The sequence below is a fragment of the Iodidimonas sp. SYSU 1G8 genome, assembly GCF_039655775.1.
In the GTDB taxonomy this organism is placed as follows: Bacteria; Pseudomonadota; Alphaproteobacteria; order SMXS01; family SMXS01; genus RI-34.
In genome coordinates this window covers 652,279-666,174 of the sequence record NZ_JBBYXJ010000001.1, presented here as the reverse complement: position 1 = coordinate 666,174, position 13,896 = coordinate 652,279, and the positions used below count along the sequence as shown (strand labels likewise).

Annotated in this window: 15 protein-coding genes; 9 read left to right on the top strand and 6 right to left on the bottom strand. The window is 65.1% G+C overall.

Annotation, left to right across the window (positions count from 1 at the left end; translation table 11 throughout):
• Positions 1-111: 111 nt before the first annotated feature.
• From purM to WJU17_RS03305, 3 genes are all read left to right on the top strand, one after another.
• On the top strand, positions 112-1,164 hold the full coding sequence (purM, locus tag WJU17_RS03315) for a phosphoribosylformylglycinamidine cyclo-ligase (RefSeq protein ID WP_346325917.1): 1,053 nt from the start codon (positions 112-114) through the stop codon (positions 1,162-1,164).
• 4 nt (positions 1,165-1,168) lie between these two features.
• Positions 1,169-1,819: a phosphoribosylglycinamide formyltransferase gene (gene purN / locus WJU17_RS03310; protein WP_346325916.1), complete on the top strand. Its 651-nt coding sequence runs from the start codon at positions 1,169-1,171 to the stop codon at positions 1,817-1,819.
• Positions 1,820-1,903: 84 nt separating this feature from the next.
• Positions 1,904-2,044, top strand: a complete 141-nt coding sequence (locus WJU17_RS03305) for a hypothetical protein (protein ID WP_346325915.1) — start codon at positions 1,904-1,906, stop codon at positions 2,042-2,044.
• Positions 2,045-2,054: 10 nt separating this feature from the next.
• Here the strand turns inward: WJU17_RS03305 and ndk are convergent, their stop codons facing one another.
• Positions 2,055-2,477: a nucleoside-diphosphate kinase gene (gene ndk / locus WJU17_RS03300; RefSeq protein ID WP_346325914.1), complete on the bottom strand. Its 423-nt coding sequence runs from the start codon at positions 2,475-2,477 to the stop codon at positions 2,055-2,057.
• Positions 2,478-2,580: 103 nt separating this feature from the next.
• Between ndk and WJU17_RS03295 the strand changes: the two genes are divergently transcribed.
• Positions 2,581-2,985 (top strand): ester cyclase, encoded by a 405-nt coding sequence (locus WJU17_RS03295; RefSeq protein ID WP_346325913.1) that lies wholly within the window; start codon positions 2,581-2,583, stop codon positions 2,983-2,985.
• Positions 2,986-2,988: 3 nt separating this feature from the next.
• Here the strand turns inward: WJU17_RS03295 and WJU17_RS03290 are convergent, their stop codons facing one another.
• The gene (locus tag WJU17_RS03290; RefSeq protein ID WP_346325912.1) at positions 2,989-3,438 is read right to left on the bottom strand and encodes a DNA polymerase III subunit chi; all 450 of its coding nucleotides are present in this window, start codon (positions 3,436-3,438) and stop codon (positions 2,989-2,991) included.
• The gene (locus WJU17_RS03285) at positions 3,435-4,940 is read right to left on the bottom strand and encodes a leucyl aminopeptidase (RefSeq protein ID WP_346325911.1); all 1,506 of its coding nucleotides are present in this window, start codon (positions 4,938-4,940) and stop codon (positions 3,435-3,437) included. Before WJU17_RS03285 ends, WJU17_RS03290 begins: the two co-directional genes overlap by 4 nt.
• Positions 4,941-5,146: 206 nt before the next feature.
• Between WJU17_RS03285 and lptD the strand changes: the two genes are divergently transcribed.
• Genes lptD through rsmA form a run of 4 tightly spaced genes read left to right on the top strand, consistent with a single transcriptional unit; the run spans position 5,147 to position 10,533 of the window.
• Positions 5,147-7,423, top strand: coding sequence for an LPS assembly protein LptD (lptD, locus tag WJU17_RS03280; protein ID WP_346325910.1), 2,277 nt, complete (start codon positions 5,147-5,149; stop codon positions 7,421-7,423).
• On the top strand, positions 7,420-8,676 hold the full coding sequence (locus WJU17_RS03275) for a peptidylprolyl isomerase (protein ID WP_346325909.1): 1,257 nt from the start codon (positions 7,420-7,422) through the stop codon (positions 8,674-8,676). Before lptD ends, WJU17_RS03275 begins: the two co-directional genes overlap by 4 nt.
• 25 nt (positions 8,677-8,701) lie before the next feature.
• On the top strand, positions 8,702-9,691 hold the full coding sequence (gene pdxA, locus WJU17_RS03270; RefSeq protein WP_346327384.1) for a 4-hydroxythreonine-4-phosphate dehydrogenase PdxA: 990 nt from the start codon (positions 8,702-8,704) through the stop codon (positions 9,689-9,691).
• Positions 9,688-10,533, top strand: a complete 846-nt coding sequence (rsmA, locus tag WJU17_RS03265; protein WP_346325908.1) for a 16S rRNA (adenine(1518)-N(6)/adenine(1519)-N(6))-dimethyltransferase RsmA — start codon at positions 9,688-9,690, stop codon at positions 10,531-10,533. The genes pdxA and rsmA overlap by 4 nt, the downstream gene beginning before the upstream one ends.
• Here rsmA and gmk read toward each other — a convergent pair.
• The gene (gene gmk, locus WJU17_RS03260) at positions 10,508-11,152 is read right to left on the bottom strand and encodes a guanylate kinase (protein WP_346325907.1); all 645 of its coding nucleotides are present in this window, start codon (positions 11,150-11,152) and stop codon (positions 10,508-10,510) included. The two genes, rsmA and gmk, sit on opposite strands and share 26 nt — an antisense overlap.
• Positions 11,149-12,039, bottom strand: a complete 891-nt coding sequence (locus tag WJU17_RS03255) for a YicC/YloC family endoribonuclease (RefSeq protein WP_346325906.1) — start codon at positions 12,037-12,039, stop codon at positions 11,149-11,151. The genes gmk and WJU17_RS03255 overlap by 4 nt, the downstream gene beginning before the upstream one ends.
• Here WJU17_RS03255 and WJU17_RS03250 point away from each other — a divergent pair.
• The gene (locus WJU17_RS03250) at positions 12,023-12,856 is read left to right on the top strand and encodes an SDR family NAD(P)-dependent oxidoreductase (RefSeq protein WP_346325905.1); all 834 of its coding nucleotides are present in this window, start codon (positions 12,023-12,025) and stop codon (positions 12,854-12,856) included. The genes WJU17_RS03255 and WJU17_RS03250 overlap by 17 nt on opposite strands.
• A 2-nt stretch (positions 12,857-12,858) precedes the next feature.
• Here WJU17_RS03250 and mltG read toward each other — a convergent pair whose 3' ends face one another.
• Positions 12,859-13,821, bottom strand: a complete 963-nt coding sequence (gene mltG / locus WJU17_RS03245) for an endolytic transglycosylase MltG (RefSeq protein WP_346325904.1) — start codon at positions 13,819-13,821, stop codon at positions 12,859-12,861.
• Positions 13,822-13,896 lie beyond the last annotated feature (75 nt).

Below are 13,896 nucleotides of genomic sequence, written 5' to 3'. Positions count from 1 at the left end.
GCACTATACCAATGCAAGGCGACCTGCCTCCATTAGAATATGGGAGTCGATTTCAGGGCGACAAATCCGTAAGTTCGCGCCGAAATCACCCGAACGCCGGACGACAGCACCGTGACACGCAACACCGAGCCCCTCAGCTACAAGACCGCTGGTGTCGATATCGACGCCGGCAACGCGCTTGTGGACCGGATCAAGCCGCTTGCCGCATCGACCCGCCGCGCCGGATCGAATGCCGATCTGGGCGGGTTCGGCGCCTTCTTCGACCTGAAGGGCGCCGGCTACTCCGATCCGATCCTCGTCGCGTGCAATGACGGGGTCGGCACCAAGCTGAAAGTGGCGATCGACAGCGGCCGTCATGACACGGTCGGGATCGATCTTGTCGCCATGAGCGTCAACGATCTGGTGGTCCAGGGCGCCGAACCGTTGCTCTTCCTCGACTATTTCGCGACAGGCAAGCTCGATGTTGACGCGGCGGCCGCTGTCATCGCGGGCATCGCCGATGGCTGCAGGCAGGCCGGATGCGCGTTGATCGGCGGCGAGACCGCCGAGATGCCCGGCATGTACGCGGGGGATGACTACGACCTCGCGGGCTTCGCCGTGGGCGCGGTCGAGCGTGGCCAGCAGCTGACCGGAGCCGCCGTTTCCGCCGGTGACATTGTCCTGGGTCTCGCATCCACCGGATTGCATTCCAACGGATTTTCCCTCGCGCGCAAGGTTGTCGAGCGGACCGGCTTGTCCTATGCCGATCCCGCGCCGTTCGATCCCTCCCGCTCGCTCGGTGAAGCCTTGCTGACGCCGACGCGAATCTATGTCCGCAGCTGCCTCGCCGCGCTGCGTGAGGGTGTCGTGCATGCCCTGGCGCACATCACCGGCGGCGGCCTCGTGGAGAATCTGCCGCGTGTCCTTCCCAAGGACCTGGTCGCCGAACTGGAGGTTGGATCATGGTCCCGTCCGGACGTCTTCGGCTGGCTGCAGCATGAGGGCAACGTGCCGGAGGACGACATGGTCCGCACGTTCAATTGCGGTATCGGCATGGCCGTCGTCGTTCCCGCCGATGCCGTGGACACGGCAACGGCGGTATTCGAAGCGCATGGCGAGACGGTATTCCGCATCGGACGCATCAGGGTCCGCCAGGACGGCGAGCCCGCCGTCAGCCTGATCTAGCGCCGTGCGCTTCGCCATCCTGATTTCCGGACGCGGCAGCAACATGCAGGCGCTGCTGGAAGCCTGCGCCGCCACCGATCATCCGGCAAAGCCCGTCATCGTCATCTCCAACAAGGCGGATGCGGCGGGCCTGGCCATCGCCGAGTCCCACGGCGTGCCGACGAAAGTCATCAGTCACCGGGATTATCCGTCGCGTCAGGCGTTCGACGACGCGCTGCATGACGCCATTATCGATAGCGGCGCCGAGGTGATCTGCCTCGCCGGATTCATGCGTCTGCTCGAGGCCGAGTTCGTCGACCGGTGGCGTGACAGGATTCTCAACGTCCATCCTTCCCTGCTTCCGGCGTATCGCGGCTTGCACACCCATCAGCGGGTGCTGGAGGATGGTGTCCGGTTTTCGGGATGCACGGTCCATTTCGTGCGGTCCGAGATGGATGAAGGTCCCATCGTCTTCCAGGCTTGCGTCCCCGTGCGCGCCGACGATACCGAGGACGCGCTCGCCGCCCGTGTTCTGGCGTGGGAGCACAAGCTCTATCCGCTGGCGCTGCGGCTGATGGCCGAGGGCAAGCTGCGGGTCGAGGGCTCGCGCGTCCTGCTGGACACACCGCTGCGAGTTCAGGACGGACTGATGAGCCCCTGCCCGGAGATCGCCTGACCGCCCGGTTTTCTTCGGGCCATCGTCGCGGCACGGGGCGACGATGCACGCGGCGCGGCCCTCGTCATTCTGGCGGTATTAGGGGTGACGGCGGCTGGAACCGCCCTGCTCGCGCCGTTCATCACGGCGGGGCTGCCGGCTCTTGCCGGCGGCTCGGCGGCGGTTCATCTCGCCGCCATCGTCACGCTGCTGGTATTGCCGGCCCTCGACGAGGGCCGGCAATGAGGCGTGGTCTTCAGCCGACGATTTCGAGGCCGCTGAAGAAATAGGCGATCTCGATCGCCGCGTTCTCGAGCGAATCCGAACCGTGCGCCGAATTGGCTTCGATGGATTCAGCGAAGGTCTTGCGGATGGTGCCCTCGGCGGCATTGGCCGGATTGGTGGCGCCCATCACGTCACGGTTCTTCTGAACGGCGTTCTCGCCTTCCAGGACCTGGACCACGACCGGGCCGGAGATCATGAAGCTGACCAGATCGTTGAAGAACGGACGCTCGCTGTGCACGGCATAGAAGCCTTCCGCCTGCGCCTTGGTCAGCTGGATGCGCTTTTGCGCGACGATGCGCAGGCCGGCGTCTTCCAGCAGCGTGTTGATCTTGCCGGTCAGGTTGCGGCGCGTGGCATCGGGTTTGATGATCGACAGCGTACGTTCAGTGGCCATGGTTCTTCTTCATCGTTATAGGAGTGCGGATCGGCGGGTTCTTAGCTTTATCGCTTGAGCCGGGCAACCGAAGATTTGACGACATCCCAGCCAGGAGACCTCATTGACGGCCATTCTGCACCGCCAGCTCGTCCGACAGTTCTACGATGTCATGTGGAATCAGTGGAACGTGGAGACCGGCCGGCGCATCCTGACCATGGATGTCGAGTTCGATGGATCGATGGGCGTGTCCACTGAAGGGCTGGCCGATTTCTTCGGCTACATGGACTTGGTCCGGCGCGCGTTTCCCGACTTCCGCAGCCATCTGGAAACGCTGGTCGCCGACAATGGCGGCGCGTCGGCGCGGCTGCTGTGCACCGGCACCCACCAGGGCGATCTGCCCGGTCTCCCGGCGACGGGCCGCGAGATTTCCTATGCGGGCGCGGCGTTTTTCCAGTTCCGGCAGATGCGCATCTGCAAGGTCTGGGTGCTGGGCGACCGCGAGGCGCTGTTCGAGCAGCTTTCGTAGGGCTCAGGCCTTCTTTTCCCAGCGCCCGTCATCGTTCTGCTGCCAGTAGGTGACCGGATGACCGTCCGCCTTGTAGGCGCGCCAGCGTTCGCGCGCGCCCTGCACGGACTCGGGATCATGGCCGTTGAACAGGTCGAGGCACCGGGCGAACCCGGAGAGAAAACCCGGCAGGCGGCCATCGATCAGCACGAGGATGCTGGCGCCGTTCGGATTTTCCTCGCCGCTGGTCAGATAGATCGGCTGCTCGGCCGGAAAGCCGTCGCGCGCCGATCCATGCGGCAGGAACGAGTCGGCATCATAGGTCCACAGGCGGCTGCTGATCGCCTCCACCTGCTCTTCGGACTCGGCCAGAACGACAGCGCGCTGCTTCGAGGCGATCACCCTCTCGAGCAGCTTGGGGAGGGTCTCCTCCAGGCTGCGCCGCTGCAGGTGGTAGAAGCTGATGTCGGTCACTTGCCCTCGTAATGATCCGCGACGAGCCGGTTGAGCAGGCGCACGCCATAGCCGGTGCCGCCTTTCGGCACGGTCGCGCTTTCCGAATCCGTCCAGGCCGTGCCGGCGATGTCCAGATGGGCCCAGGGCGTGCCGCGCCGGATGAAGCGCTGCAGGAACTGCGCGGCGGTGATGCTGCCGGCCTTGCCGCCGGTGCCGACATTCTTCATGTCGGCGATCTGCGAGTTGATCATCTTGTCGTAGGCATCGGTCAGCGGAAAACGCCAGACTTTCTCGTTCTCGGCCTCGCCGGCCTTGGCAAGCTGCGCGCTCAGCGTGTCGTCGTTCGAGAACAGGCCCGCATACTCGTTGCCCAGGGACGTGATGATGGCGCCGGTCAAGGTGGCAAGATCGACGATGAACTGGGGCTTGAAGCGTTCCTGCGCGTAATGCAGGGCGTCGGCGAGCACGAGCCGGCCTTCGGCGTCCGTGTTGATGACCTCGATGGTCTGGCCGGACATGGAGGTGACCACGTCGCCCGGCCGCTGCGCCGTGCTGGAGGGCATGTTCTCGACCAGCCCGACGATGCCGACGGCGTGAACCTTGGCCTTGCGGCCCGCGAGCGCCTTCATCAGTCCGATCACGGCGCCGGCGCCGCCCATGTCCCATTTCATCATTTCCATGCCGGCGGCCGGCTTGATGGAGATGCCGCCGGTATCGAACGTCACGCCCTTGCCGACGAAAGTCACGGGACCCTTCTTCCCGCTCTTGGCGCCATTCCATTCCATGACGACGAGCTGGCTCTCGCGGGCGCTGCCCTGGCCGACGCCGAGCAGCGCGCCCATGCCGAGTTCGGCCATGCGCTCCTCGCCGAGAACATCGACCTCGACTCCCAGCGAGGCCAGGGCGCGGCAGGCATCGGCGAGGCTTTCCGGGTAGATGATGTTGGCCGGTTCGCTGACCAGATCGCGCGTCAGGAAGACGCCCTCGGCGATCTTCTCGAGGCTTTCGAACGCCTTCTTGGCCGCCTTGGGGTCGTCGGTCACGACGACCATGCGCTTCAGGGTAACGCGCGAATTGCTGTCGCTCTTCTTGGTGAAATACTTGTCGAAGGAATAGGATTTCAGCAGCGCTCCGTAGGCGACATGGGCAGCGAACTCGGCCGCGCCGATCGCCGCGCCCTCGATGGGGTCGGCGAACACGGTGACCTGATCCTGGCCGGAGGTCTTGTAATGCCCAGCGACGGCGCCGCCCGCCGCCTGGGCGCCGGCGATAGTCAGAGCGTCCGCATCGCCCAATCCTGCGACCAGCAGGCGATCGGCGTCCATGTTGGCGGGCGCGAGGAGCTCGACGGACTTGCCCTTGTCGCCCTTGGCGCGCGAGGTTTCCATGGCCCGGCGCACCGCGCCACCGGTCCGCGCATCGAAGGCTTCGGCCGTCTGGGAGAGCATCTTGCCCTTGAGAGCGAAGACGGCCAGAGCGCCGGAAAGCTGATCGCGGTCGTCGGTAAAGGAAATGCGCATGCGGACCTCTTATCTATCAATCTTGGGGCATTCGGCACCCGTCCGCTTGCATCTTAGCCATCGGCATCGAAATTGAAAGGGAACAGCTATGCCTCTCCAATGCCGTCAACGGAGTAGCTTCCACCTTGCTTAGCGTGTAGTTACCGTCTCACGATGACCCTGTCCTTTATGGATCACCTCACCTGCCCGCCTGTTGGATTCCGTTGATGGCTTGGCTCGATACATTGCGGAGACTGGCGGCGCTAAGCGCGTTCGCCGGCGTTTGCGGCACGGTCCTAGCCGTGCCTGCGTGGGCGCAGGAGGCCAAGAAGGCCTATTGGGCCGCCGACGAGATCGAAGTCGATCAGAACTCCGACCTGCTGACCGCGCGCGGTCATGTGGAGATCACCTATGACGACACTAATCTCAAGGCGGATCAGATCGTCTATGACCGAAAGACGGACAAGGCGGTTGCCACCGGCAATATCCGTCTGACCGACAAGGACGGCAACGTCGCGACAGGCAAGACGCTGGAGCTGACCGGCGACCTCAAGGAAGGCACCGTACAGGGCATGTACGTGCTGTTCAGGGAGGGCGAGCGTCTCGCCGCCGTCAGCGGACGCCGCATGGGCGGCGACACCAATGTCCTCGATCACGCGGTCTACACGGCGTGCGAGATCTGCGAGGAGCAGCCCGACAGGGCGCCCGTATGGCAGATCAAGGCGGTGAAGGTCGTGCATGACGAGAAAAGCCGCACCCTCACCTACAAGAACGCCTATCTGGAACTGATGGGCATTCCGATCATCTATACGCCCTGGCTGAAGCATCCCGATGCGTCGGTGAAGAAGGCGAGCGGCTTCCTGACTCCCGACTTCGGCCAGTCCTCCATCCTCGGCGTCACGACCGAGCTGCCCTACTTCTGGAACATCGCGCCGAATCAGGACCTGACGATCACCCCGCTGCTGACCACGTCGGAGCGGGCGGTGCTGAAACTGGAGTACCGGCACAGAACCAAGACCGGCCAATACACGCTCGACGGCAGCGGCACCTATGTCAGCAAGCGCGACAACGACAACAACGAGGTGCCGGGAGACGAATTCCGCGGCCATATCTTCGGTACCGGTCAGTTTCAGATCGACAAGGACTGGCGCTGGGGCTTCGATCTGGCGCTGGCCAGCGACGACACCTATCTGCGCCGCTATGACATCTCGCGCGCCGACAGCCTGATCAATCACCTGTACCTGGAGCGATTCTGGGAGCGCAGCTATCTGCACATCGGCGCGTATGCCTTCCAGGGCCTGCGCGAGGAAGACATGGGTGGCACCACGCCGCTCGCCATTCCGCTGATCCAGTACAGTTTCGTGGGCAAGCCGGGTTGGCTCGGCGGTTATTTCACCGCTGATGCCAGCATGGCGATGCTGACACGGACCGACAGCGCCGATACGGGCCGGATTTCCATCGATGGCCGGTGGCAGGTGCCATTCACCTCGCCGCTCGGTGACATGTACAAGCTGACGCTGGGCATGCGCGCGGATACCTACTACCTCAACGATTTCGAGGAACCCAGCGCGGACGATCTCGTCGCCAAGCCGGATGTGTTGACGGGCAAGGATTTCGAGGGACGCTACGTTCCCTACGCCGCGCTCGAATGGCGCTACCCTTTCATTCGGTATGCCGGCAAGTCGCACCAGATCATCGAGCCGATTGTCACGGTGGTCTCCAGCACCACCAACGCCAACAATGACGAGATCCCGAACGAGGACAGTCAGGCGTTCGATTTCGACACGTCCAACCTGTTCTCCATCGACCGTTTTCCGGGCGACGACCGCTGGGAAGGCGGCACGCGCGTCGCCTACGGCATGCGGTTCCGGCATTATGCCGACAATGGCGTGCGGGCGTCGCTGCTCGTCGGCCAGAGCTACCGGCTGCGGCGCGACTTCAGCCTGCCGGCCGATTCCGGTCTGCGCGAGCGCACCTCGGACATCGTCATGACGGCCATGCTGAGCATCCCGCGATTCTTCGACTACTATCACCGCATGCGGTTCGACGATGACGGGCTGAATATCGTGCGCAATGAGGGACTGGTCGTGTTCGGCCCGGAAAAGTACAGGTTCGCCGTCGGCTATACCGATGTGAAGCGGAACGGTTTCGATCCGACCCTGCCCGACCGTCAGGAAATCCGCACGGCCGCCAGCATCAAGCTGACGCGGTACTGGACCATGAACGCCGACTTCGCCTATGACTTCGAGCGCGGCGGTGGTGCCTTGACGGCAGGTGGCGGCTTCACGTACGAAGACGAGTGTTTCCGGTTCCGGCTGAGGGCGCGGCGGGACTTTACCGAGGATCGGGATGTGCGGCCATCGACGTCGATAGGTTTCCAGCTTGTCTTCAAGGTGGTGAGCGATCCCGCGACGAAAGATGTCGATCTGCAGGATCTTCCCTTCAGCCCGACGTTCGGGAATAAGCCCAAGTACTACAGAAAAACGGTAAGCGGACTAGAATGACGCGACGCATCAATACGTTAGCCGGGATTCTGCTGGTCCTCGCCAGCGCCGCCGGTCCGGTTCAGGCCCAGTCGCGCGGTGACGTGCAGCGCATCGTGGCCGTGGTCAATGACGAGATCATCTCGGAATACGACATCAAGGAACGCATGCAGCTGATCACCTCCACCACGGGCGCGCTGCGCACGCAGGAGGAATATGACCAGCTCCGCAAGACGGTCATCCAGCTTCTGGTCGATGAGAAGCTCCAGGTTCAGGAAGCCAAGGAGCAGAAGATCACCATCACCGACGAAGAGGTGAACCAGCGTTTCAACGAGCTGGCGGCGCGCAACAACATCTCCGCGGAACAGTTCTCGCAGGAACTGGCCCGAATGGGCGCCAGCAAGGAAGCCATCCTCGCGCAGGTCAAGGCCGGCCTCGCCTGGGAAGAAGTGGTGAACGCCCGACTCCGGCCCTTTCTCGCCATTGGCGAAGGCGAAGTGAGCGCCTATCTGGACAATCTGAAATCCAACAAGGGCCAGCCCGAATATCGGATCGGCGAGATTTTCCTGGCCGTGGATTCTCCGGAAAAAGAGGCTGAAACCCGTCAGACCGCCGAACGGCTGGTCCGCCAGATTCGCGAAGGAGCCGAATTCAGCGCCGTCGCCCGGCAGTTCTCCGACATCGCCACCGGCGCGGTCGGCGGCGACACCGGCTGGGTGATCGGCGACCACATCAATCCTGATATCCGGACGGAAGTCTTGAAACTGCCCGAGGGTCAGGTCTCCGATCCCATCAGGGTCACCAGCGGCTACTACATCGTCACCGTCGCCGACAAACGCGAGGTGCTGAGCGCCGATCCGGACGAAACCCAGGTGGACCTGCAGCAGATCGTCATCACGCCCACCGCCGATGCCGACGCGCAGCGCCAGCGCATCATGGCCGCGACCTCGACCATCAAGGAGTGCAGCGACATTCCGCGGGTCGCCGCCGCGCTCGGCGCCAGCGACCAGGGCAGCCTGGGCACCGTCCGTCTGGGCGATCTGCCGCCGCCGGTCAACCGCGCCATCCGCAATCTCCAGATCGGCCAGGCGACCGAGCCGCTGAAGACGGGCACCGACGTGCGCGTGCTGGTCGTTTGCGGCCGCAAGGACGCCGAAGTGCGCGAGCCCACGGCCGCCGAGATCGAAGACTTCCTGAGCAACCAGCGCCTGTCGATGATGGCGCGGCGCTATCTCCGCGATCTGCGCCGTGACGCGATCATCGACTACAAGTAACGCCGCGCCGCCGCTCGCCCTCACCATGGGCGAGCCGTCGGGCATCGGACCCGACATTTCCCTTGCTGTCTGGCGAAGGCGTGCCGACAGCGGCGTCCCGTGCTTCTTCCTGCTCGCCTGCCCGGCGCTGGTCCGCCAACGCGCGGCCCTGCTCGGTCTCGACGTTCCCGTCGAGGAGATTTCATCGCCGGCCGAGGTGGCGGGCATGTTTCAGCGCGCCCTGCCCGTTCTGCCGCTCCAGCGCCCCGTCGACGCGGTCCCGGGCGCTCCGGCCGCCGCGAATGCCGGCGCGGTGATCGAGGCCATAGAAACCGCTGTCTCCCTCTACGGGCAGGATCTGGCCTCGGCCGTGGTCACCAATCCGATCCAGAAGGCGTCGCTCTACGCGGCCGGGTTTCCCCACCCGGGTCATACCGAGTTTCTCGAGACCCTGGCGGGCGCCGGCTCGCAGGCGGTGATGATGCTTGCCGTGCCCGGGCTTCGCGTGGTGCCGGTCACGGTGCACCGCGCCCTCGCCAGCGTACCGGGCGCGCTGAGCGTGGACCTGATCGTGCGCACCGCGCGGATCGTCGCCGCCGCGCTGCGCCGCGATTTCGGCATCGAGGCGCCTCGCCTCGCGGTCGCCGGCCTCAACCCGCATGCGGGCGAAGCCGGCACGCTGGGGCGTGAGGAGGTTGACATCATCGCCCCCGCGCTCGCGGTGCTACGGGCCGAAGGAATCGACCTGTTCGGCCCCGCGCCGGCCGATACCCTGTTTCACCCGGAGGCGCGCGCGCGGTACGATGCGGCGCTGTGCATGTATCATGACCAGGCGCTGATCCCGTTGAAGACCATCGACTTTCACAACGGGGTCAATGTGACCTTGGGACTGCCCTTCGTGCGCACGTCGCCGGACCATGGCACCGCGCTGGATATCGCGGGCAAAGGCACGGCGGATCCGCGCAGCCTCGTCGCCGCCCTCAAGCTCGCGCATGATATCGCCGGTGCCCGACACCGCGTCAGGAACGCCCCATGACACTGCCCCCGCTTCGCGACGTGATCGCCCGCCACGGACTGGCGGCCCGCAAGTCGCTGGGCCAGAACTTCCTGCTGGACCTCAACCTGACCGCCCGGATCGCGCGGGGCGCCGGTGTTGGTCCCGCTTCTCAAGTTTATGAGGTCGGGCCTGGCCCGGGAGGCCTCACACGTGCCTTGCTGGAGGCCGGCGCCCGCGTCGTCGCGGTCGAGAAGGATGATCGCTGCGTCGAGGCCCTCGCCGAAGTCCAGGACGCCTATCCCGGACGTCTGACGGTGGTCTCGGCCGACGCGCTGGACGTGGACGAGCGGACCCTGCTGCCGGAAGGCGGGCCTGTCCAGGTCGTGGCCAACCTGCCGTACAACGTCTCGACCGTGCTGCTCGCCAAATGGCTCACCGTCGCCGAGTGGCCGTCGTGGTATGCGGGCCTGACGCTGATGTTCCAGCGCGAGGTCGCCGACCGCATCACGGCGCCATCGGGCGGCAAGGCCTATGGGCGCCTTTCGGTGCTCAGCCAGTGGCGGACGGCGCCGCGGCGTCTCTTCGACATTCCCCCCTCGGCGTTCGTGCCGCAGCCCAAGATCACCTCGACGGTCGTTCACTTCGCCGTCCTGCCGCAGCCGGTCGCCGAGGCGGAACTGTCCGATCTCAAACGGGTGATCGATGCCGCGTTCAACCAGCGGCGCAAGATGTTGCGCTCGAGCCTGAAAGGCGTCGGGATCGATACGGAAATTCTGCTCGCCGATGCCGGGATCGAGCCGACCCTGCGCGCGGAAACATTGAACGTGGCGCAGTTCTGCGCCATCGCCCGGTCGCTCAATCGGCTCCGCGCAGCCGGTTGACGAAATCCGCGAGCCCGACCTGCCGGTTGATCCGGAGGCGCTCGGCCGCGAGTATCGTCGTCAGCCGGGCGAGGCTCTCCTGCACGTCAGTATTGATGATGACGTAGTCGTATTCGCGCCAGTGGCTCATCTCGTCGGCTGCCTTGGCCATGCGGCCGGCAACCACTTCCTCGGAATCCTGCGCGCGCGTCTTCAGGCGCTTCTCCAGTTCCTCGGTCGATGGCGGCAGGATGAACACCTTGACCATGTCAGGCGCGACCGTGCCGTCGAGCTGCTGGGTGCCCTGCCAGTCGATGTCGAACAGGACGTCCCTGCCCGCGTCCAGGGCTTGCGCGACAGCGGCGCGGGGTGTGCCGTACATGTTGCCGAAGACCCTGGCATGCTCCAGCAACTCGCCCTGCTCGACCATCTGCTCGAACCGGGCGTGATCGACGAAGAAGTAGTCCTTGCCCTCGATCTCGCCCGGACGCGGCGGACGCGTCGTCACCGAAACCGACATGGCGATCTCGGGGTCCTGCGCCAGCAGCAGGCGCGACAAGGTCGTCTTGCCAGCGCCCGATGGGGACGACAACACGAGCATCAGGCCGCGGCGGCCCAAGGGCGGTGTCGCGGTGCTCATTCGATGTTCTGTACCTGTTCGCGGAACTGGTCGATGACCGCCTTGAGGTCGAGGCCAATCCGGGACAGTGCGGAATCCGAGGCCTTCGAGCAGACCGTGTTCGCCTCGCGGCCGAATTCCTGCGCCAGGAAGTCGAGCTTGCGTCCGGCGGGTCCCCCCTTGTCCAGGAGTTCGGTCGCGGCCGTGACATGCGCGTTCAGCCGATCCAGCTCCTCGCGCACATCGGCCTTGACCGCCAGATAGGCGGCTTCCTGGGCCAGTCTGTCGGCATCGATCGGCACGCTGGAGCCATTCAGCAGATCGGTGATCTGCTTGTGCAGGCGGTCGCGCACGGCCTCGGGCTGTTGCGATGGAATGGCGCGGGCCTGGGCGACCAGATCGGAGATGGTGCGCACCTGATCCCGGAGCACCTCGGACATTTTCCGGCCCTCGGCCAGGCGCATGCCCAGCACCCCGTCGACGGTCTCCGATAGCCCGGACAGCAGCAGGCGATCGCGCTCGGCCTGCTGCTCTTCGTTCAGCCCGGTTTCCTTGACCTCGATGACGCCGCGCAACTCGAGCAGTTCCTCGATCCGCGGCTTCTTGAGGCCATGGCGCTTGGCGGCCTGTTTGGCGGCCTCGACCAGATTGTCGAGCACCTGATGATTCACCTGCACGCCCGCATTGGGATTGACGCGGTCGAACTGCAGCGAGCAATTGACATTGCCGCGCGACAGTCGGGCGGCGATCGCGGCGCGCGCGGGAATGTCGAGAATTTCCAGGCCTTGCGGCAGCCGCATGCGGACATCGAGGCCCTTGCCGTTGACGCTTTTAACCTCCCACGTCCAGCGATAATCTTGCCAGGCGCCGTCAACTCGGGCGAAACCCGTCATGCTCGCGATGGCCATGGGCGCTCCAGAAATCGTTTCGGTGGGCGCGGACTATATCGCCCAACTACAAGGGGCGTCGATGAAAAATCCGAAATCCATCCTGATCACCGGTGCCTCCAGCGGCATTGGCGAGGCCTTGGCCCGCCATTATGCGGCGCCCGGGATCGTCCTGCATCTGTGCGGCAGGAACCGCGAGCGTCTCGAGAGCGTGACCGACGCGTGCAGGGCGCTGGGCGCTGATGTGCACGCCATGGTCCTCGATGTCACGGATGCGGCCCGCTGCCGCGCCTGGATCGACGCCAGCGATGTGATCGCGCCGCTGGACCTCGCTATCGCCAACGCCGGGGTTGGCCTGCCGCAGTTCGGCGAATCGATGGATCGGGTCGCTCGGGAAACCTTCGCGGTGAATGTGGACGGCGTCTTCAACACCGCCCATCCCGCCATCGACAGGATGCGCCCGCGCGGTCGTGGCCAGATCGCCATCGTCAGTTCGCTGGCGGGATATCAGGGGCTCGCCTCGACCCCCGCCTATTCGTCGTCGAAGGCGGCGGTGAAAGCGTATGGTGAAGCGTTGCGCGGCTTTCTCGAGCCCGAGGGAATCGAGGTCTCCGTCATCTGTCCCGGATTTGTCGAAAGCCGGATCACGGCCAGAAACGACTTTTCGATGCCCTTCTTCATGGAGGCGCCGCGCGCGGCACGGATCATCGCGAAGGGGCTTGCACGCAACAGGGGACGCATCACCTTCCCCTGGCAAATGGTCATCGCAGGCAGGATTCTCATCAACCTGCCGATGGGAGTGATCGACTGGCTGGCGCGCCGCGCGCCGAGGAAGTGAGGTTATCGGGCGCCGCCCTGACGTTCGATGGCGCGCCACCGCTGGACGTTGCGCAGGTGCTCCTCATAAGTCCGGGCGAAGGCATGGCCGCCACTTCCGTCGGCCACGAAATAGAAATCCTCGGTCCGGGCCGGGTTCAGCACGGCACGCAGGGACTCGATCCCGGGATTGGCGATCGGTGTCGGCGGCAGGCCCGTGATCTTGTAGGTGTTGTAGGGCGTGTCCGACGCCAGATCCGACTGCAGGATGGGACGCCCGAGCTTCTCGCCGCCTCTGATCCCGTAGACGATGGTGGGGTCCGACTGCAGCGGCATGCCGATGCGCAGCCGGTTGACGAAGACGCTGGCGACGCGGGGCCGCTCGGCCGGCACGCTGGTTTCCTTCTCGACGATCGAGGCCAGGATCAGGGCCTCTTGCGGCGTCGAGACCGGCAGATCGTTCGCCCTCTCTTCCCACAGACGTGCCAGCGTGTCCCGCATGGCGGTGCGCATGCGCTGGACGAGCGCCGCGCGGCTGTCGCCATAAGCGAAATGATAGGTCTCGGGCATCAGGCTGCCCTCGGGCGGCATGTCGGCGACCTCGCCCGCCAGCGCCGGCTCGGCTTGCAACAGGGCGACGACCTGGCGGACGCTGAGCCCTTCCGCCACGGTGAAGCGGCGGATCACCGTCTTGCCCGAGCGAAGGAGGGCCATGACCTCGCGCATGGTCGCGCCGGCCGGGATCAGGTACTCGCCGGCCTTAAGGTCGCGTTCGGCGCCGTGCAGCTTGATGCCCGCCATGAAAATCGTGTCATTGGCGATGATACCGGCGCGCTCCAGCAGGCTCGCCGTGCCCCGCACGCCCGAGCCCTTTGGAATGACGACGGTGGCCGCGTCCGTCGGACCCTTGGCGATGCTGAATGCCCAGAAGCCGTAGGCGCCGATGGCGATGGCGCCCATGAACGTCAGAACGACGAACGCCGTCATCCAGGGATGACGGCGCAAAAATCCGTGTCGTTGTGGCGATGAACCGGCGGTCGGCTGTGGTGCGGTCGCGGGGTC